Below are 18,068 nucleotides of genomic sequence, written 5' to 3' on the forward strand. Positions count from 1 at the left end.
CGATAAGAGCCTCTCTGGAGCCGGTCAAATCAAGTCCCCGGGGAGTGACGGCGGTTTCGAGCGGGGCCGGTCCGGGTAGCCGGTGACCGAGCCATGACTTGCGTGAGGTGAGTTCATGACAACGACCGGAAAAGACGAGTCGCGGGACCACGTCATCGGCACCGAGGACGTCGAGTGCCTCGAGAACGCCGTCGATGTCCTGCGCGCACTGGATTACCGGCAGGGCGGCGCCTTTTCCCGGGACGCGGTGCACGTCGTGAAGAAGGCCGGCCTTCTGCTCAATTGGGGCACGGTGTCCGGCGCGCTCCGGTCACGGCTGCTGACCGTGCTCGCCGACCTGCACAATCTGCTCGGCTGGACGGAATTCGACATCGGCCGCCCGATTCCGGCGCGAATCCGGTTCGACCGCGCGCTCGCTCTCGCCACCGAAGCGGAGAACGACAATCTCGTGGCCAACATCTGTTACCGCCTCGGCAGGCTGGCGCTGCACGATGACGACGTCGAGGGCGGGCTGAGTCACCTTCGCCGGGGGCAGGCCGCCGCTCGCCGGTCCGGTTCACGGCGGGCACAGGCGATCCTGACGGTCAACGAGGCTTGGGCACTGGCCAAGGCCGGTGACGAGGGCGCCGCGCTCGCGAGCCTCGCGGGGGCGGAGTTTCAGTTCGGGAGTGCGGACACCTGGACGGCCGCGCGCCCCTGGGAAGCCTTCTTCGGCACCACGGACATGGCCGCGATGCGAGGGACCGTCCTGACCGAACTGGCCCGGACGGTCACCCCTCGGCACAGCCACGAGGCGATCGCGCTGCTACGCGACGCCGTCGACGGCTACGGCGCGGAAATGTCCCGCAGCCTGGCGCTCACCCTGATCATGCTCGCTCAGAACCACGCGCTCCAAGGCGATTTCGACGAAGCCGTCCGTACCGGTACCGAGGCGGTGGACCTCGCACGCGGGCTCGGTTCCACCCGGACCAAGGACCGCCTCGCGCCGTTGGCGGCACTTCTGCGCGGACGCGCGGCCGACCCCGCCTCCCGCGACCTGCTCGACCGGATCGACGGCTATCGCGCCGAACCGGGCCCGTGACCGGCGAAACGCCGTCCGAGCAGGACCGCGGTCGCCGCGAAACCGAGGCACAGACCGGTCCAGACACCCCAGCCGCCCCAAGCGAACACGTAGGCGCACAAGAACATGGCCGGCACGCCGACCGCCCAGTATCCGACGAGGGTGCAGCGGAGCCCGGAAACGGTGTCTCCGAGCCCGCGCAGCAAGCCGACGAGGATGTTCTGCGTTCCCTTGCTGTACTGCTGCGCGATGGCGAACACCAACAGGGCCGACGCGGTGCCGAGCACCACGGGGTCGGCCTCGTCGTGCAGGAAAGGCCACAACAGCACCTGTGGTACCACCAGATACGCCAGGCTCACCACCGCCATGAAGGACCAGGAAAGGGTGAGCGCCTGACGGGCGATCACCGGCGCCCGCCACCGTTCGCCGTGGGCGACCGCGCGACTGACCACGATGGACGATCCCTGCGACAGCCCGATGTTGGCCTGGTAGACGATGTAGGCGAGCTGGTTCGCGACGTTCGACGCGGCGAGCATCGCCGGGCCGAAAGCACCCATCAGCATCGTCGCGATCGAGGTGATCGCGGCTTCCGACCCGTAGGTGAAACAGATCGGTGTCCCGTGCCGGACGATGCGCCGGACCACCGCCGGATCCGCGCGCCAGAGCGCGAGCGACACCATGGGGCGCAGCCGCGGGTCCCGGTGGACGGCCGAGGCGAACACGGCGAGCGTGAAGAACTGGACCAGCGTAGTCGCCAGGCCGATACCGGCGACGCCCAGCTCGGGCAGACCCGCCCAGCCGTAGACGAACGCGCCGTCGAGAGCGGCGTTGACCGCGATCGACACGCACGTCACGGCGAGGAGGGAACCCGGACGCCGCAGCCCGACGGCGAACTGGCGCATCACGTTCAGCCACACCATGGGGAACAGCCCACCCGCCAGCGCGAACATCATCGCCCTGGCGAGCGACACGATCTCCGGCTTCTGGCCGAGCGACGGCAAAGCGGCCGCCAGTCCACAAAGGACCGCCGCGCCGATCGCCGCGGTCAGGGACGCGACGAGCAGCGCGGACCGCAGGAGCGACCGGATCTCGTCCCGCGCCCGCTCGTCGAGTTCGCCGGTACCGGTGCGGAGTTCCCCCTCCCCGGCCGCCGTGGCCACGAGGTTCCCGACGCCGGTGACCATGCCGACGCACATGGTGCGGATCTGGTTGTAGAGCAGGATCGCCAGCCCGCCCGCCGCCACCGCGGTCACGCCGAGCAGGCCGAGCATCGCCAGATCGACGCTGGTGAGCGCCACTTGTGCCAGCTGGATTCCCGCGATCGGCGCGGCCAGCGCGACGAGCGCCCGGTATCCGCGCGTCGCCACCGCCGTGCTCATACGCCCACCGCCATCGGCACCCGGCGAACCGTCCTGTCGCGCGCGGCCACTCGCACGGACTCCGCGTAGGTGGTGAACCAGCGGTCGATCCGGCGGTGGGCCAGTTCGTCGAGCACTCCCCTGGCACGCAGCCATTCGTCGTCGTAGACCGAGTCGAGGTACTTCTCCCCCGCGTCGTTGCACAGCACCACGACGACGCTTCCGGGCGGATACGAGTAGAGCCGCCGGAGCGCGACATGGATCGCGCCACCGGTGGTCCCGCCCACGAGCACGCCGGTACGCCGGGCGACTACGCGGGCCCCGGCGAAGGCGTCGCTGTCGGACACACGGTGAGCTTCGCCGATCATCGACCGGTCCACGTTGTCCCCGATCGGGAACCCGGCCGGGCTGCCCGCCCCGGTCTGGTGATAGATCCCCGGCGCGCCACCGAAGATGATCGAGCCGACGGGTTCGACCGCGACCGCGTGGGTGCCCGCCCCCGCCGCGCGCAGGGCGCGGGCCGTGCCGCACAGGGAGCCGCCGGTGCCGATCGCCGCGACGAGCACGTCGACGACACCGAGCTGCTCGACCAGTTCCCGCGCCAAGCCGGTGTAGCCGTTGCCATTGCCGGGATGGTTGTGCTGATCGGGATGGTAGGCACCGGTTTCCGCGGCGATACGGGCCGCGACCCGCCTCCGCTGGACGGAGCTGACCCCGCCGTCCGGCGGGCATTCGACGAACACCAGTTCCGCGCCGAGCGCGCGCAGCATCCGGAGCTTTTCGCGGGCGGCGTGGTGGTCGACCACGGCGGTGAACCGGTAGCCGCGTTCCAGCGCGACCAGCGCGAGCCCGTTCCCGGTGTTGCCGGAGGTGGGCTCGACGATATGCCCGCCGGGCCGCAGCCGTCCTTCGAGTTCCGCGTCGTCGATCATCTGCCTGGCCATGCGCACCTTGCACGAGCCTGTGGGGTTGAGGTGGTCGAGTTTGAGCAGGAGGCGCGTGCCGGTGCCGGTGCGCGCGAGCTCCAGCAGCGGCGTGCTCCCGATCAGATCGGACGCGCGCTGGACGATCGTCATCGGATCTCCTGGATCGGGTAGTCGGTGTCGACATGCCAGCGATCGCCGTCGACCACCACCTTCGGTGGCAGGGGAAGCTGGTGGAAACCGCTCTCGTTCTTGTCCATCTGGTAGCCGGCCGTGTTGGGGTACACGAGCAGGTCGCCGGTCCCCGGCCGCGCGGGCAGTTCCACCGCACGCCAGGTCAGCACGTCGTACTCCATGCAACTGGAGCCGGCGACGATGGTGCGCACCGGCGTGCCGCCCTGGCTTTCCCGGCACACGAGGAGCGGGTCGGGAAGGAACTCGCTGCCCTTCCACTGTTCGGACAGGCTCATGGACAGGCCCGCGACCGTGGTGATCAGGTGGTCTTCGGCCGGTTTGCAGCCCAGGACCGGGAACACCGAGAACCCGGCGCCGTCGACCAGGGCCCGGCCCGGTTCGAGCAGCAGCTCGATCCCGGCCGCGCGCAGGCGCTCCGCGAGCGGTTTACCGGCGATCCCGTGCCGCAGGATCGCGGTCACCATGGCCGCGCCGGTCGGCGCCTGGTGATACGGGTAGGTCCGGTCCGGGTTACGGCCGGCGTGGAACCAGCCGTCGTGCCTGCCGGACTCGAACCGCGCCCAATCATCGGCGTCCACATAGGACACGGCGATCCCGCCGCCGATACTGATCTTCGACGCGGGATGCCCGAGCGCGCGGGCGTCGTGGCACAGATCGATCAGGTACGCGGCCAGTTCCGCCCGCGGCACGGGATCGTAGCCGTCCAGGTGGAACGAGAAACCCCGCAGGACGACCGGGGCGTCCGGCTCGGCGCACCTCCGCACGGCCGCCGCCACCGCGTCGGGCGCGAAACCGAACCGGCTCTCCGGCGCGGACGGCGGCCGCACCCTCAGCAGCACCTCGGCCGTCTCACCGAGCTCCGCGGCCAGGCGTACGACGCGTTCCAGTTCGTCGGCCGCGTCCACCGCGAGCAGGCAGTGATGCCGCAGGGCGAGCCAGAGGAGGCCGTCCGGTTTGGCCGCGCCGGTGACCCCGATGGCCTCCCCGCGCAGACCGTTGCCGAGGGCGTGCACCAGTTCGGGCACGCTCGCGACGTCGACCCCCGTGCCGGGACGGGTGCACTCCCGCAGCCACGCCGCCGCCTTGTTCGCCTTCTTCCCGTAGTAGACGGTGCCCTCGACGCGCTCGGCCGCGAGCGCCGCGACCATTCCCCCGAGGTTTTCGGCGAAAGTGGCCGGATGGACCACGTGGAAGGGGCCGCCGCCCACACCCCGGGCGATCTCCCACAGGGTCCGCGAGGCACGCAATCGGTGCGCCCAGGGACGTTCGAGCGCGGGCAGGGGCGGGGAGAGGGTGTCGATCAGGTCCACAGTGCCACCTCGCGGCCGCGGCCCGCGGCGATGGCGCGGGCGGCCAGCGCGTGCGCCACCGGGATGTCGGTGATGATCATGCCGCTGCTGAAGGCGAACACCCGGTCTTCGCCGCCGCGACGGCCCGGCGCTCGACCGGCGAGGATCTCGGGGAGTTCGGCGTCGATCCGGAACACGCCGTCCGGACCCGCCATCCGCCGCCCGGTCACCTCGACCTGCGCGCCGCTGGTGGCCACGGTGTAGTCGGCCTCGGCGAGCGTGCCCTCTCCGACGCCCTTGCTGGCGACCGAGATCAGCAGTCCGCCCGGCGGCAGCCAGCCGAGGCGGATCTTCGGGTGGGCGGCCCGGCCCGACGCGGCGACCACGATGTCGGACTCGCGCGCCGCGGCCTCCACGTCGTCGACGAGTTCGACCTCGCGGTCCGGGAACCGCTCCTTCACCGCGGCGACGCTGTCGCGAAGACCGTCGGGATGCGTGCCGAACAACCGCAGCCGCTCCAGCTCCGGCAGCGCGGTGAGCAGGTACGGCAGCGTCCGGATCCCCTGCGCGCCGGTGCCGACCATGAGCGCGGATCGCGCACCCGGCCGGGCGCAGGAACGCGCGATCAGCGCGGTGCTGGCCGGCGTGCGGGTGGCGCCGACGCGGTGGCAGTCCATGAGCGCGAATGGCAGGCCGGTGGTGTCGTCGTAGAGGGTGATCGTCGTGTAGTACTTCTCGGCCGACGTGCTGCCCTGCCGGTAGCTCGTCTTGAACGCGGCCTGTTCGAGGGAGCCGTCGTAGCCGAGCATCGAGTACGCGACGGCGTCCCGCGCGGGATCCGGCATCGGCACCATCAGCTTCGCCGGGTTCCGCGAGGCTCCGGACGCGTAGGCCAGGTAGCCGTCTTCGACCATGGTGATCGCCTCGTCCGGCGTGAGTTCGAGGGTGTGCAGATCCGTGCGCGTGAGAATGTGCAGCGAGGGGCCGGAGTTCATGAACGATCGACCTTTCTGGTGGGCGGGGTGACACGCGCGTCCCGGATCTCGGGAGCGCGATCGGGGAAGGCTCGGGCGCAGCTTAATGAAAATGATTGTCTTTATCGTTCAGTGTGGCACTTGTCACGCTAAGCTGCGGCTGTGAGTGGACCTTGGAGCGCCGCGGAAGGCCGCTCGCGGGCGCAAGAAGCCCGGCATCTCCACGCGATCAGCCATCTCGCGCCGGAAGACGGCGCGCCGGAGCGGACCGGCGCGCTGGCCGGTGTTCCCCTGGTGGTCAAGGACAACATCCACGTCGCGGGCATGCCGAACACCGCGGGCACCCCGGCGCTCGCGAACCACGTTCCGCGTGAGCACGCGAGTGTGGTCCGGCGGCTGATCGACGCGGGCGCCATCGTCATCGGCAAGGCGTCCATGCACGAACTCGCGTTCGGCATCACCTGCGACACGACGCCGCTGGGCCCGGTGCGCAACGCCCGCGACCCGTCCCGCTTCGCCGGGGGAAGCAGCGGCGGGACCGCGGTCGCCGTCGCGGCGGGCATCGTCCCGGCCGGCCTGGGCACCGACACCGGGGGTTCGGTGCGTATTCCCGCCGCGCTCAACGGGGTCTGCGGTTTCCGGCCCACCACGGGCCGCTACCCGTCCGATGGCATGACCCCGTTGAGCGGCACCCGGGACACGGCCGGGCCGATCGCTCGCACGGTCACCGATCTCGCGCTCCTCGACGCGGTCCTCGCGGGAGAAGAGCCTCGGCCCCTGATCGGGATCTCACCGATCCGACTGGGCGTGCCACACGGCTTTTTGACCGGCGATCTGGCCGGCGAGGTCGAAGAACTGTGGGAGGCCGCGCTGACCCGTCTGCGCGCGGCAGGGGTCACCCTGGTGCCGATCGACGACACGCCCCTCGCCGAACACGTCGCCGATCAGGGAATGCCGCTGGTGATCCACGAAGCAGGCACCGGTCTCCGGTCCTACCTGGCCGAGTACGTGCCCATGGTCTCGTTCGAGCGGCTCGTTCGCGAGGTCGCCGCGGCCGACGTCCGGGCGATCTTCGCCGAGTCGGTCGTGCCGGGCGTCGGGCCGGGCGTCTACGAGGCGGCCCTCGCCACCCGCACGGCCTTGCGCCACGCCTACTCGAAGATCTTCGACGAGAGCGGCATCGACGCGCTGGCCTTTCCCACGACACCGGCGACGGCCCAGGACTTCTCGGCCGTCGAGAAGTTCGTCCACCGTGGGCGCGCGGTGCCGACCTTCCCGACCTTCATCCGCAACTGTCAGCCCGGCAGTGTCGCGGGCTTCCCCGGGTTGACCGTCCCGATGGGGCGCGCACGCGGCGGCCTGCCCGCCGGGCTGGCACTCGACGGCGCGAGCGGCGAAGACCGGAAACTGCTGGCCGTGGGGGCCTCCGTCGAACGGGTTCTGACCGCCTAGACCGCCTATGTCCCTCGGATGCTGGTCTGAAGGGCGTCGATGAGCGCGGCAGCGGCGGGCGGGTCGGGCGGGTCGCCGTAGGTGACGGCGTAGATCTGGCGGGGATCTTCGGCCAGTTCGGTGGCGTGGACTCCCGGCATCCGGTGAGCGCGAAGGGCCAGGCGGGGCAGCGTGGTGACGCCCATCCGAGCCGCGACCAGCGCCTGCATGACGACCATGTCGTCGCTGACCAGCGAAATACGCGGAGCGAACCCGGCCCGCCCGCAGATCGTGACGAGTTCGTCCTGGCATCGGGCGCAGCCGCCGATCCAGGTCGAGTCGCGGTGATCGGCGATGGTCTGCCCCGGTTCGCTGGTGAGCAGATAGATCGGGTCCTCCAGAAGGTGCACCAGCCGGAGCCCCTGCTCCTCACGCGGAGTGTCGGCGTACCGGAAGATCAAGGCGACGTCGATCCGCCCTTCCCGCAGCATGCGCAGCGCCTCGCCCGGATGTTCGTCGACCAGCCCCAATTCGAGTCCGGGATGGTCGCGGGCCAGCGCGGCGGCCGCCTCGGGAACGATGGTGCTCAGGATCGACTGGAACCCCGCCATCCGGACCCGTCCGGCACGCAATCCCACCTGCGCGGCCAGTTCGGCCTCGGCGCCTTCGACCCGGCCGACGATCTCGGCCGCGCGGGCGGCGAGCAGTTCCCCTTCGGGAGTGAGCCGGATACCGCGGCCGATCCGCTGGACCAGCTTCGCGCCCGTCGCGGCTTCCAACCTCGCGAGATGGTGGCTCACCGCCGGTTGCGTGTAATGCAGTTCCTTCGCCGCCGCGGTCATCGAACCGTGCCGGGAGACAGCCGCCAGCACCGTGAGCTGCACCAGATTCAGCATGGATAAAGAATACCTATGTGAGCGAAAAAACGTCGTCATTGGACGCGGCGCGAACAACGGACCACGATGGGAAGCGACGAGAAGGAGAACACAAATGGCCGTCGCGTCCGATCCGCCCGCCACCGCTGTCAGACCCGGACTCGCGGAGCTGATAAAACGACTTCGCCAATGTACCGGGAGAGCGTCCGAACCCCTTGTCACCGCACAGGCCGTGGCAGCCGTTCTCACCGAACTCCGGCCGACCCCGCGACTCCTCACCGCGGCGGAACGCGCGGGGTCCGCCGACGGATACACCCGCACCACACTGCACGCCGAGTCCGCCTTCTCGATCACCGCCCTGGTCTGGCGGCCCGGCCAGCTCACCGAGATCCACGATCACCTGGTGTGGTGCACATTCCTTGTCCTTCAAGGAACCGAGACCGAGAACATCTTCGACATCGACGGTGACCGGCTGGTCCGGACGGCCCAGCGGCAACGCCCGGCCGGCTCGGTCAGCGGTGTCGCGCCCCCCGACGACATCCACCAAGTGCACAACGCCGGTGACACCGTCGCCATCACTTTGCACGTGTACGGCGCCGACCTCAGCAAGGGAACCAGCGTGCGCCGCAATTACCGGATGCGCGCCACCGCGCGGTAAAAGGCGTAAACGTTGGGTCCATTTCGCCTATTGCGCCCGCATGCCGATATCTACCGGCCAATTCTTTGGGGCATCGTGAAATGACATACCCCGCGAGGTCTTTATCAGGTGTTCCGGTCGAGCGCCGATTCGGTGAGACCCGCCTCGCGGCGCAGACGCAGGTAGTCGCCGACCGCCGGGGAGCCCGCTTCCAAGCGATAGGAGGCGTCCATGACGAGCTGGCCCTTTCTTTCGAACCGGCAGGCCTACGGCGTCGCACTCGGTGCGTGCGATCGTAGACTGCATCCCTGACGGCGACAGGAAGGAGTGCCGGTGATGACAGGCCGGCGGCGCTGGTCCGGCGACGACATCCTCGACGCGGCGGGAAAACTCCTGCAGGGCGGCGATGCCGAAGCGTTCAGCGTGCGCAAGCTCGCTGCGGCGCTCGGCACCGATTCCTCGAGCCTGTACCGGCATTTCCGGAACAAGACCGAACTCCTGCGCGCCGTCGCCGACCGCGCCCTCCTCACGGCCATGGAAGGCTTCGATCCCGAAGGCGACTGGAAACAGTGCATCACCGACATCGCGTTCCGGCTCCGCGACGTCTTCTCCCGGCAGCCGCAGATCGCCACCGTCTGGGGGCGCCACGCCTCGAGCGGCAGTGGATCGCGCGCCGTCATGGAAGCGATCCTCCGGGCACTGCGGGCATCAGGCCTGCCCGATGAGCGAATTCCCACCCACTATCACCGGATCGCGGTACTCCTGGCCGCGCTGAACGCCTCCGACGGCGGCATCAGCACCCTCGCCGAGGAAGAGCACGAACACGGCATGGAGTCGTTCCGAGTCGCCGTCCTCGGGGCCGACCCGGCACGATTCCCCACGCTGGCTCATTTCGCCCGCGACCTCCTCCCGCTGGGCGCCGACCGTCGAGACGCCTACGCGGACATCCTCGCCGCACACCTCGATCAGGTCGAGGTCGAGGCGAGTGCCTCGCGAAGGAACCCGGATATCTCCGCCTGAGCGGCTTCGGCCCGCGGTTCCACGTCCCGCCGTTGTGCACGCAGTGCGTGCAGCATGAAGTGCACCACCGATCGGGTGTGCTACGAAGTGACCAGGGCTAGATCGTTCCAACGACGGACGAGGCCGGATGCGGACGGTGACAGGCTCGACGACATGACCTACCGGACGTCGGCAGTCGCTGCCGCGCGGCACTCCCGCGGCGGGCGGATTTCCTCTCTCGACCTGCTCCGGGGGGTGGCGATTCTCGGCACGTTCGGCACGAACGTGTTCCTTTTCGCGCATCCCGGCGGGCCCGCGGGTTTCTTCCAGGACTTCGTCGGCACCGCGACGAGCTTCGTCGAGCGAGCCGAAGTCGGCCTCCGCGTGCTGACCAACGGCAAGTTCCTCGCCCTGCTCACGATCCTGTTCGGCGTGGGCCTGGAGTTGCAGTACCAGTCCGCCCGGCGGCGTGGTGTCCCCTGGCCTGGCAGGTATCCGCTCCGGGCGGGCATCCTCTTCCTGGAAGGTGTCGCGCATTTCCTGCTGGTGTTCGAAGGCGACGTGCTCATGGCCTACGGGCTCACTTCGCTGCTTGTCGCGTACCTCGTCGGCCGGAGCGATCGGGTCGTCCGGAACGTCGTCGTCGTGGTGGGCGGCACGTACGCCGCACTGCTACTCGCCGCGACCGCGTCGCTCGTAGCCGCGCCGGAAGTCTCCGGCGAGCCGGCTCCGGTCGATCCCTCCGCGACAGCCGGCTGGCCCGCGCAGGTGGCCGTCCGGCTGAACGAGTTTCTGCTGCTGCGAGCGGAGATCGTCCTGATCGTGCCCTCCGCCGTCGTCCTGTTCCTGCTCGGTTCCCGCCTGCGCAGGGCGGGCGTTTTCGACGACACGGTGAAAGGCGGGCGACTCCGCGCGCGACTGCTCATACTCGGCTTCGCCGTCGGCCTGCCCCTGAACGTGCTGACCGGTTTCAGCGGGCCGGACTGGCTGCTCGTCGACCGGTATCTGCTGCCCCCGCTCGTCGCACTGGGCCTGCTCGCCCTGGTCACCCACCTCACCCTCCGGATGCGCGGCGAACCCGGGTTCGTCCGAAGTGGACTGATCGCGGTCGGCCGTACCGCCCTCTCCTGTTACGTACTCCAGAACTTGCTGGCCGGCGCCCTGTGCTACGGCTGGGGGCTCGGCCTCGCCGAACGTTTCGCGGACGCCCGTCCGTGGTGGATCGTCGGACTCTGGGGATTCGTCGGACTGGTGAACGTCGCCTTCGCCGTCGCATGGCTCCGGCGCTTCGAACGCGGCCCGCTCGAACTGCTCATGCACCGCCTCTACGCACCACGGCCGGCGGACCGTCGTGGGCCTCGTGAGTGGTGAGGACGGTTCTAACCATCCTTACCACTCACGAGACTCGGCGCCGTCTTCCTGACGGTTCACTTCCGCCGCCACGACACCGGGAATCCCTTCCGCGATGACCTTCGCCACGTGATGGTCTCTTTCGTTCCCGTACTGATCGCCGATCCGGCACACGCCGTCGCGGACCTCGACGGTCCATCGATCAGGGCCGCCGTAGACCGCGAGGTGCTGCCGCACACTGGCGGCGATCGCGGTGTCCGCGCGGGCGAACGCCCGCACGAAGTCTCCGCGAGTGAGAATGCCCACCACCCGCTCCCCGTCCACAATGGGCATCGCCCGGATCTTCCCGTCGAGCAAGGCCCTGCCGACCTCCGCGAGGTCCGCCCCGGCACTCATCGCGGTGGCGGGTACCGTCATCACCGCCGCCACGGTGGCACCCGGCTCCGTCCGGCCCTCCGGCAGGCCCGCGTACCGGATATCCCGCGGGAACCGGTCGCGGATGAGGTCCGCCTCGGTCACGATGCCGACCAGACAGTCGTACTCGTCCACCACCGGCAACGCGGTGAACCCGTGTTCGGCCAGCACTTCGGCGGCGTGTTTGGCGGTCGTCTCCCGGGTGACGGTGACCACCGGCCTTGTCATCAAGTCCCTTGCCCGCATGTTCTCTCCCCGTTCACACGTCCGCCGCCCGCAACACCACGAAGACCCGCTGCTCCTCGCAGGCACGCATCGAGCCGATCCCCTCGGGCCCGCTGCCCGGTCCGCTCCCAGTCTCGGCTTGCGGGACCTCCTGACCGCAGAGGACGAAGTCCCACCACCCCAAGCCTCTGGGGCCTGTTCGCGCGGCCGGGTGGCCCCGCACGAAAGGACGAAAGTCCCCGCAGGCGCGGAACAGGGTCGAGGGCAGCATGCCGGATCAGCCGGCCGGAGCACCGCGGGCCGTTGGTCCCGGCTCGCTGGTTCTTCGGGCTCTCCCCATCCGGGATTCCAGCGCGCACAGTCAGCGGATGGAGAACGGCATCGGCGGAACGGACCGGCCCACGGTCACCGGAGCACGGTTGTGGGCACCATGCCGCGAAGGCGCTTGGCTGGATCATGGTGCTGCTCACGGCGATCATCGACCTGGTCATCGGGCTCGCCATCACCATCACCTTGTCCGGCGTGGCGGGGTCGGCTCTCCGGACACACCGGACAAGGTGATGGCCCGGTTCATGCGAGCATGAATCACCCGAGCCATGACGGGAACTCACACGGACCTCTACGAAATCAGGATGGCGGCGAGTTATCTGCGTCGCGGGATGACCGCACCGGCGACCTTCAGTCTCTTCGCCCGTGACCTTCCGGCCGATCGCGGGTTCCTGATCGCGGCGGGACTCGCCGATTGCCTCTCCTTCCTCGAGGACCTTCACTTCGACGAGTCCGAATTGGACTATCTGCGCACCACCACCGATCTGCGGGACGAGGATTTCGATGCGTTGGCCCGCCTACGGTTCACCGGCGATGTCATGGCCGTTCCCGAGGGACGAGTCGTGCTCGCCGAAGAGCCGCTGCTGGAGATCACCGCACCGCTGCCCGAGGCACAGCTGGTCGAAACCGCGATGCTCAACTCCCTCACGTTCGCGACCGCCGTGGCCACCAAGGCCGCCAGGTGCCGGCTCGCGGCGGCGGATGCGCGATTGATCGACTTCGGCGCTCGCCGCACGCAAGGGCGCGATGCCGCCTTCATCGCGGCGAGGGCCTCCGCGATCGCCGGCTTCACCGCGACCAGCCATGTCGCCGCGGCCCGGCGATACGGCCTGACCGCGGCGGGGACGATGGCGCATTCGTATGTCGAGGCGTTTCCCAGCGAGAACGCGGCCTTTCTCGCGTTCGCTCAGGATTTCCCGCAGAACACCGTGTTTCTGGTGGATACCTACGACACGGTTGCCGGTATCCGGGCGGCGATCGACGTCGCGCGGCACTACGGGATCCCCGGCGACAAGCTCGGTGTCCGGCTCGATTCGGGTGATCTCAGGGCACTCGCCCAAGTCGCGAGAACGATGCTCGATCACGCCGGGTTCCCCCAAGCGCAGATCGTGGCGAGTGGCGGGCTGGACGAGTACGCGCTCGCCCGGTTGACCGCGCTGAAAGCGCCCATCGACGTCTACGGGGTCGGGACCAGGATGGGTGTGTCCGCGGATGCCCCGTCCCTCGACACCGCGTACAAACTCGTCGAGTACGCGGGACGTCCGGTCATGAAACTGTCACCGGGCAAACTGACCACACCAGGCGCGAAGCAGGTTTACCGGGGCGATGTGGACTTGCTCGCGCTCAGAACCGAATCTCCGCGCGAGGGCTACGAGCAGCTGTTGCTCCCCGCCATGCGCGCGGGCAAGCGAATCGGCCCCCCGGACACCTTGACCGCGGCCAAGAAGCGGTGCGGCCGGGATCTGGCCCGTTTGCCCGCCTCGGCTTCGAGGCTCCGTGACCCGAGACCACAACGAGTCGTCCGATCCGGTGCGCTCCGGCAGCTCACCGAGAAGCTCGCGCGCGACACAGGAACAACCGACCGAGATCGGCGGAACCGAGCCTTGCCTTGAGAGGTAAGACCAAAGGTGGCGTGGCGGGGTTGGCGGCGGGAGCGGGCTCGCCACAGCGAGCCGGCGCGCACTTCGCGTGGCTTCGTGCGGGTCGTGAGTGGTAAAGAGCGTTCTAACGCTCTTTACCACTCACGCCCCCCGGGCGGAACCGCACATATAGCCATCAACCAGACACTCCCCCGGAGAGCGACGTCCTTTGTGGACAGCCAGGGAACGCGCCCGTCTCTACCGCTCAGGTCGCCTGAAGTACGCCCAGCGCCGTACGGCACCGAAGGACCCGTCATGACGGCCGTCCGGTTCCGGGTCGGGTTCGTCCTCCTGACCATGGGTACGTGCTGTTCTTCGGTCTGGTCCCTGCCGTCCGGAACGCTGGACCTGACCACCGGCGCCCTCTCACTCCTGAACCTCCTGAAACGCTCGCATCGGATGATCGCCGCGGCCGTCCGTTCCGCGGCTGACGGTCAGACCGCCTGGGGCAGGAGCAGGGCATCGGCCGGCCGATCCCGGCGGTAGCAGGCCAGGCGGGACAACACGCCGTCCGGGTCGCTGCGGGAAACCGGGGGTACCGGGGCGGGGATCGGGCCCTCGAACGAGCAGATCGCGGCCACGAAATCGGCGACCCGTCCGGGAGTGGGCACGAGGTCACCTCCGAGATAGGCCAGCACCAGCAGGTCCTCGCCGGAGTGCGTCTCCATGGCGAACGACCATCCGTGCCGTTCATCCCACAGCAACGCGGTGTCGCGGTCGGGGTTGCGGGCCAGCCGCCCGTCCAGCGCGATGTATGCGGACACAGGTGTGTCGACGTCCGCTGTGCACGACTCTTCACCGACGCCGAGGGCGGCTCCGACAGCGGCGAGGTAGCCGTCCAGTGCGCGCAACAGGTCGTGTTCACGGTCGATATCGGTCAGCAGGGGAATCACCGTCCGTTGTTCCGGGGCCGTTTACCGGTCACGCCTTCGGCGCCTCCGGCAGTGTCCCGAAGCTACGGTCGAAGTGCCGTGACCGGCTGTCGGCGTTCGTCCCTCCGGGGAGGGACTTTTGTCACCTGCCCACGTCAGACCGAAACTCCGTTCGACCGGGGTCGCTCCGTCGTCGCGCTGTCGAGGAATGACCGGCTCGACCGTGGTGCGATAACCGGTGAAGCGGGCGATCCGGATTCGCAAGCCGTCCTCGAAGGACCCGGCTCTTGCCTTCCGGACGGCGAGGTTCGTGAGGTGATTCGAGTACGTCATGGGGTACGCGATCCCCGTGCCGGTGATGGTCCAGCCGCCCGGCTCGTAGCGGTCGATGTGCAGGAATTCGACGGTCACGGGCTGGAACGCGGCACCATGGAATATCGCCGGGACTTCCCCGCTGGAAAAGAGCAGATCCCCGTTGTCGACCATGAAGCAAGGCATGGCGACCGGGGAACACCCGTTGATCGAAATGAGCGCCTCCCGGCGCCGTTCGGGAGTTCGGATGAGCTTGACGCATTCAGAATGTGCCAGAGGAACCAGGTTCATGCGCCCGCGTCCTCTCTCTGATCGGTTTCGCATGTCCGGTAGCGGATGTTCACCGCGCAGGTCGTGCCCCGACGCCGAGCACCACGAACGCGATCGCCCGGAGTTCACGCCCCAGGGCCGGCACTCGCCCACCGATCGCCGCGATCGTCAGGACACCGAGCCCGGGTGCGGCGAGCATTCCGAACGCGGACATGGCACATGCTTTCCTTTCACCCTCACTTTCTCTGGGAATCCAGCATGTGTGCGAGCACAAGGCCGGGGATAGGGACCAAGGTCGATCCGACCGGGGCCCTAGGGCGTGTTGCGGCGTTCCTCATGCCGGCCCGGTCGCGCGGTGCTCTTCGCGCCCTGATCGGACGACACGCGTGGTGTTCGGGCACCGGGCAAGAGCCGGTACGACCAGGTCGGGCGTCAGTTGAGGATCATCGACTTCTTGTGGCGAGCGATCGTCTGGCGCAGAACGGACCGGGAGATCCTCCGGGTGCCGCATTCGCACCAGGCAGGGACCAGGTCACCACCGTTCCCCACGAGACTGTCCACGTACTCCCGGCCACGGTCGTGGGCGCCGTGCGGAACGTCGACGAAATCGCGTGAGCCGTGTGCGTGCGGTCCGGTCAGGACGACGAGAACCGGGCCATGCGGCGTGTCGTAAACCGCGGCGACGTGGTGGTTGGCCGAGCAGCGCACCCGTAACAGCAGGCGGCTGTCGCGGTGTGCGCCGAGTTCGGCGATGTCCTGTTCAGCCCGCTTACGCCGGTCAGCGGGGGAAGGGTACGCGCTGCTCACAGTTCCTCCCGGTTACGCCGCGCGGTGGAGCTCCTGAGGCTTCTCCAGCGTTCGCGCCTCATCGGTGTGCTTGCGCGAAAGGCCTACGAAGAGCAGGAGGACCACCTGCCGGAAAGGGCCGGAACCCGCGATCGCGATCCCGATTAAACGATGCCCAGTCCGTGGTCGCGATCCAGCATTCCGAAGGCGGGTCGTACCTTTACAGAGTCGGAAGTCGTTTCCTGCCGGGACCATCGCGTCCTTGACCGACCAGGGAATTCCAGGATTCCGGACCTGGCCTGAGGACGTGGGCCCTTCGGCGTCCCATCCGGGACGTGCTGCCCTCACCGCGCCGGCGCGGGCGGCAGACCCTGGACCACACCCGGGAAGGAGGCAACGTCATGAAGCGTCGACATCTGCCGCTGTACGCGATCGCGTTGGCGATCCTCATCGTCGGCCTGATGCTCACCGGGGTACCGGCGCAGCTGATCCTGTTCGGCCTGCTCGTGCCGGCCTGCCCGCTGATGATGCTGCTCATGATGGGTGGGCACGGCGGACCGGGCCGGCACACCGGCGATCGCGGCGATCACCAGAGTGGTCACACCGACCGGCCCGCGTCATGAGCGTCATCAGCCGACGTGCGTTCCTGGGCGCGACCGCACTCAGCGTCCTGGCCGCCTGCACGGCCACGTCCGGCGCCGACGGCCCGCTCGTCCTGCCCGGTGACCGACGGATCGGGCAGGTCGAGGCAGGCCGCCGGGTGACCGGCCGGATCCGGCCGGTCACCCTGACCGCGATGGCGGGCCAGGTCGATCTCGGCGGGCCCGTGGTCACCACCTGGACCTACGACGGCGTGTTGCCCGGCCGCGAAATCCGTGCGACCGCGGGCGATGTGATCGAGGCCCGGCTGATCAACCGGCTCCCCACGGACACCTCGATCCATTGGCACGGCGTCGCGCTGCGCAACGACATGGACGGCATGCCCGGACTCACCCAGCCCCCGATCGCCAGGGGAACCGAGTTCACCTACCGGTTCACCGCCCCAGCACCGGGAACGTACTGGTTCCACCCGCATACGGGAACCCAGCTCGACCGTGGCCTGTACGCGCCACTCATCCTCGACGACCCGGACGAACCCGGACGCTACGACACGGAGTGGGTGGTCGTCCTCGACGACTGGATCGACGGCACCGGCAGCACTCCCGACGACATCTTCGCCGCGCTCCGCCGGAGTGCCGGACACAGGATGTCCATGCACGGCACGGACGACGCCGGCGACCGGTCGCTCGGTGGCCACGCCGGAGACGTGACCCACCCCTACCACCTGATCAATGGGCGGATCCCTACCGCACCAGTGACTTTCACCGCAAAACCTCGCCAGCGGGTGCGGATCAGGTTCATCAACGCCGCCGCCGATACCGCCTTCCGGGTCGCGCTGGGCGGCCATCGCTTGACCGTCACGCACACCGACGGTTACCCGATCACGCCGGTGGACACCGACGCGCTGCTGATCGGCATGGGCGAACGCTACGACGTGCTGGCCACGCTCGGCGACGGCGTGTTCCCAGTGGTGGCGCTGGCCGAAGGCAAGGGCGCCGGCGCCTTCGCGCTCGCGCGTACCGGCGCCGGCGCCCCTCCCGGTCCAGAGTCCCGGCCGCCAGAGCTGGCCGGCACCATCGCCGGCTATCCGGACTTCGAATCCGCCGCCTCGGTCGCCTTGCCCGCCAAGCCACCCGACGTCGTGCATCGCCTGGCACTCACCGGCGGCATGATGCGCTACGACTGGGGCATCGACGGCCGCGCAGGGGACCTCACAACGCGAGAGCGAATCCAGGAAGGACAACGGGTCCGCATCGAGTTCGCCAACACGACCATGATGTGGCACCCCATGCACGTCCACGGCCATACCGTTCAGCTGAGCGGTCACGGCCCGCGCAAGGACACCGCCATCGTCCTGCCTGGCAAGACCCTCGCCGGTGAATTCGACGCCGACAACCCGGGCCAGTGGATGATCCACTGCCACAACGCCTACCACGCCGAAGCCGGCATGACGACCGTGCTCGGCTACCACACCTGACCGGCAGGGCCACCGTCACCTCGGGCCCAAGTCGATGTCGTGCACGGCCTGCCC

General features: G+C 69.1%; 17 protein-coding genes. 8 read left to right on the forward strand and 9 right to left on the reverse strand.

Features of this window, described 5'->3' with window-relative positions:
• Window positions 1–115: 115 nt before the first annotated feature.
• On the forward strand, window positions 116–1,081 hold the full coding sequence (locus H074_RS18270) for an NsdA family TPR-like regulatory protein (RefSeq protein ID WP_007031523.1): 966 nt from the start codon (window positions 116–118) through the stop codon (window positions 1,079–1,081).
• On the opposite strand, the gene H074_RS18275 is transcribed toward H074_RS18270, so the two are convergent.
• Genes H074_RS18275 through H074_RS18290 form a run of 4 tightly spaced genes read right to left on the reverse strand, consistent with a single transcriptional unit; the run spans window position 1,057 to window position 5,820 of the window.
• Window positions 1,057–2,439, reverse strand: a complete 1,383-nt coding sequence (locus H074_RS18275) for an MATE family efflux transporter (protein ID WP_007031524.1) — start codon at window positions 2,437–2,439, stop codon at window positions 1,057–1,059. The two genes, H074_RS18270 and H074_RS18275, sit on opposite strands and share 25 nt — an antisense overlap.
• Window positions 2,436–3,494, reverse strand: a complete 1,059-nt coding sequence (locus H074_RS18280) for a cysteine synthase family protein (protein ID WP_007031525.1) — start codon at window positions 3,492–3,494, stop codon at window positions 2,436–2,438. The genes H074_RS18275 and H074_RS18280 overlap by 4 nt, the downstream gene beginning before the upstream one ends.
• Window positions 3,491–4,846 (reverse strand): type III PLP-dependent enzyme domain-containing protein, encoded by a 1,356-nt coding sequence (locus H074_RS18285; RefSeq protein WP_007031526.1) that lies wholly within the window; start codon window positions 4,844–4,846, stop codon window positions 3,491–3,493. The genes H074_RS18280 and H074_RS18285 overlap by 4 nt, the downstream gene beginning before the upstream one ends.
• Window positions 4,837–5,820, reverse strand: a complete 984-nt coding sequence (locus tag H074_RS18290; protein ID WP_007031527.1) for an ornithine cyclodeaminase — start codon at window positions 5,818–5,820, stop codon at window positions 4,837–4,839. Before H074_RS18290 ends, H074_RS18285 begins: the two co-directional genes overlap by 10 nt.
• A gap of 141 nt (window positions 5,821–5,961) precedes the next feature.
• Between H074_RS18290 and H074_RS18295 the strand changes: the two genes are divergently transcribed.
• Window positions 5,962–7,251, forward strand: a complete 1,290-nt coding sequence (locus H074_RS18295; protein ID WP_007031528.1) for an amidase family protein — start codon at window positions 5,962–5,964, stop codon at window positions 7,249–7,251.
• 5 nt (window positions 7,252–7,256) lie between these two features.
• Here the strand turns inward: H074_RS18295 and H074_RS18300 are convergent, their stop codons facing one another.
• Window positions 7,257–8,126 (reverse strand): LysR family transcriptional regulator, encoded by an 870-nt coding sequence (locus H074_RS18300; RefSeq protein WP_007031529.1) that lies wholly within the window; start codon window positions 8,124–8,126, stop codon window positions 7,257–7,259.
• Between the two features lie 94 nt (window positions 8,127–8,220).
• On the opposite strand from H074_RS18300, the gene H074_RS18305 reads away from it, so the two are divergent.
• The 3 genes from H074_RS18305 (at window position 8,221) to H074_RS18315 (ending at window position 11,112) form a co-directional block, all read left to right on the forward strand.
• A complete protein-coding gene (locus tag H074_RS18305; RefSeq protein ID WP_007031530.1) occupies window positions 8,221–8,763 on the forward strand; it encodes a cysteine dioxygenase family protein in 543 nt (180 codons plus the stop codon).
• A gap of 315 nt (window positions 8,764–9,078) precedes the next feature.
• On the forward strand, window positions 9,079–9,762 hold the full coding sequence (locus tag H074_RS18310; RefSeq protein WP_007031531.1) for a TetR/AcrR family transcriptional regulator: 684 nt from the start codon (window positions 9,079–9,081) through the stop codon (window positions 9,760–9,762).
• A gap of 153 nt (window positions 9,763–9,915) precedes the next feature.
• Window positions 9,916–11,112, forward strand: coding sequence for a DUF418 domain-containing protein (locus H074_RS18315; RefSeq protein WP_007031532.1), 1,197 nt, complete (start codon window positions 9,916–9,918; stop codon window positions 11,110–11,112).
• Between the two features lie 18 nt (window positions 11,113–11,130).
• Here H074_RS18315 and H074_RS18320 read toward each other — a convergent pair whose 3' ends face one another.
• A complete protein-coding gene (locus H074_RS18320; RefSeq protein WP_039922744.1) occupies window positions 11,131–11,751 on the reverse strand; it encodes a CBS domain-containing protein in 621 nt (206 codons plus the stop codon).
• A 575-nt stretch (window positions 11,752–12,326) separates the two neighbouring features.
• On the opposite strand from H074_RS18320, the gene H074_RS18325 reads away from it, so the two are divergent.
• Window positions 12,327–13,670 (forward strand): nicotinate phosphoribosyltransferase, encoded by a 1,344-nt coding sequence (locus H074_RS18325; protein WP_007031535.1) that lies wholly within the window; start codon window positions 12,327–12,329, stop codon window positions 13,668–13,670.
• A 461-nt stretch (window positions 13,671–14,131) separates the two neighbouring features.
• On the opposite strand, the gene H074_RS18335 is transcribed toward H074_RS18325, so the two are convergent.
• The 3 genes from H074_RS18335 to H074_RS18345 form a co-directional block, all read right to left on the reverse strand.
• Window positions 14,132–14,590, reverse strand: a complete 459-nt coding sequence (locus H074_RS18335) for a DUF6292 family protein (protein ID WP_007031537.1) — start codon at window positions 14,588–14,590, stop codon at window positions 14,132–14,134.
• A 631-nt stretch (window positions 14,591–15,221) separates the two neighbouring features.
• Window positions 15,222–15,365, reverse strand: a complete 144-nt coding sequence (locus tag H074_RS40760) for a hypothetical protein (protein ID WP_161630683.1) — start codon at window positions 15,363–15,365, stop codon at window positions 15,222–15,224.
• A 218-nt stretch (window positions 15,366–15,583) separates the two neighbouring features.
• Entirely contained in the window at window positions 15,584–15,958 is a 375-nt protein-coding gene (locus H074_RS18345; RefSeq protein WP_007031539.1) for a hypothetical protein, read from the reverse strand.
• 380 nt (window positions 15,959–16,338) lie between these two features.
• Here H074_RS18345 and H074_RS41040 point away from each other — a divergent pair, with 380 nt between their 5' ends.
• Together H074_RS41040 and H074_RS18355 are read left to right on the forward strand one after the other, a co-directional pair.
• Complete coding sequence (locus tag H074_RS41040) at window positions 16,339–16,560, forward strand: DUF2933 domain-containing protein (RefSeq protein ID WP_007031540.1); 222 nt, start codon at window positions 16,339–16,341, stop codon at window positions 16,558–16,560.
• Window positions 16,557–18,014 (forward strand): multicopper oxidase family protein, encoded by a 1,458-nt coding sequence (locus H074_RS18355; protein ID WP_007031541.1) that lies wholly within the window; start codon window positions 16,557–16,559, stop codon window positions 18,012–18,014. Before H074_RS41040 ends, H074_RS18355 begins: the two co-directional genes overlap by 4 nt.
• The last annotated feature ends 54 nt before the right edge of the window (window positions 18,015–18,068 follow it).

It is taken from the genome of Amycolatopsis decaplanina DSM 44594, assembly GCF_000342005.1.
Classification (GTDB): domain Bacteria; phylum Actinomycetota; class Actinomycetes; order Mycobacteriales; family Pseudonocardiaceae; genus Amycolatopsis; species Amycolatopsis decaplanina.

What these genes read in the sequence shown, in the direction of transcription:
- H074_RS18270 (WP_007031523.1), top strand. Translation starts at nt 116, where the DNA reads ATGACAACGACCGGAAAAGACGAGTCGCGGGACCACGTCATCGGCACC.
- H074_RS18275 (WP_007031524.1), bottom strand. Translation starts at nt 2,439, where the DNA reads ATGAGCACGGCGGTGGCGACGCGCGGATACCGGGCGCTCGTCGCGCTG.
- H074_RS18280 (WP_007031525.1), bottom strand. Translation starts at nt 3,494, where the DNA reads ATGACGATCGTCCAGCGCGCGTCCGATCTGATCGGGAGCACGCCGCTG.
- H074_RS18290 (WP_007031527.1), bottom strand. Translation starts at nt 5,820, where the DNA reads ATGAACTCCGGCCCCTCGCTGCACATTCTCACGCGCACGGATCTGCAC.
- H074_RS18300 (WP_007031529.1), bottom strand. Translation starts at nt 8,126, where the DNA reads ATGCTGAATCTGGTGCAGCTCACGGTGCTGGCGGCTGTCTCCCGGCAC.
- H074_RS18305 (WP_007031530.1), top strand. Translation starts at nt 8,221, where the DNA reads ATGGCCGTCGCGTCCGATCCGCCCGCCACCGCTGTCAGACCCGGACTC.
- H074_RS18310 (WP_007031531.1), top strand. Translation starts at nt 9,079, where the DNA reads ATGACAGGCCGGCGGCGCTGGTCCGGCGACGACATCCTCGACGCGGCG.
- H074_RS18315 (WP_007031532.1), top strand. Translation starts at nt 9,916, where the DNA reads ATGACCTACCGGACGTCGGCAGTCGCTGCCGCGCGGCACTCCCGCGGC.
- H074_RS18320 (WP_039922744.1), bottom strand. Translation starts at nt 11,751, where the DNA reads ATGCGGGCAAGGGACTTGATGACAAGGCCGGTGGTCACCGTCACCCGG.
- H074_RS18325 (WP_007031535.1), top strand. Translation starts at nt 12,327, where the DNA reads ATGACGGGAACTCACACGGACCTCTACGAAATCAGGATGGCGGCGAGT.
- H074_RS40760 (WP_161630683.1), bottom strand. Translation starts at nt 15,365, where the DNA reads ATGTCCGCGTTCGGAATGCTCGCCGCACCCGGGCTCGGTGTCCTGACG.
- H074_RS41040 (WP_007031540.1), top strand. Translation starts at nt 16,339, where the DNA reads ATGAAGCGTCGACATCTGCCGCTGTACGCGATCGCGTTGGCGATCCTC.
- H074_RS18355 (WP_007031541.1), top strand. Translation starts at nt 16,557, where the DNA reads ATGAGCGTCATCAGCCGACGTGCGTTCCTGGGCGCGACCGCACTCAGC.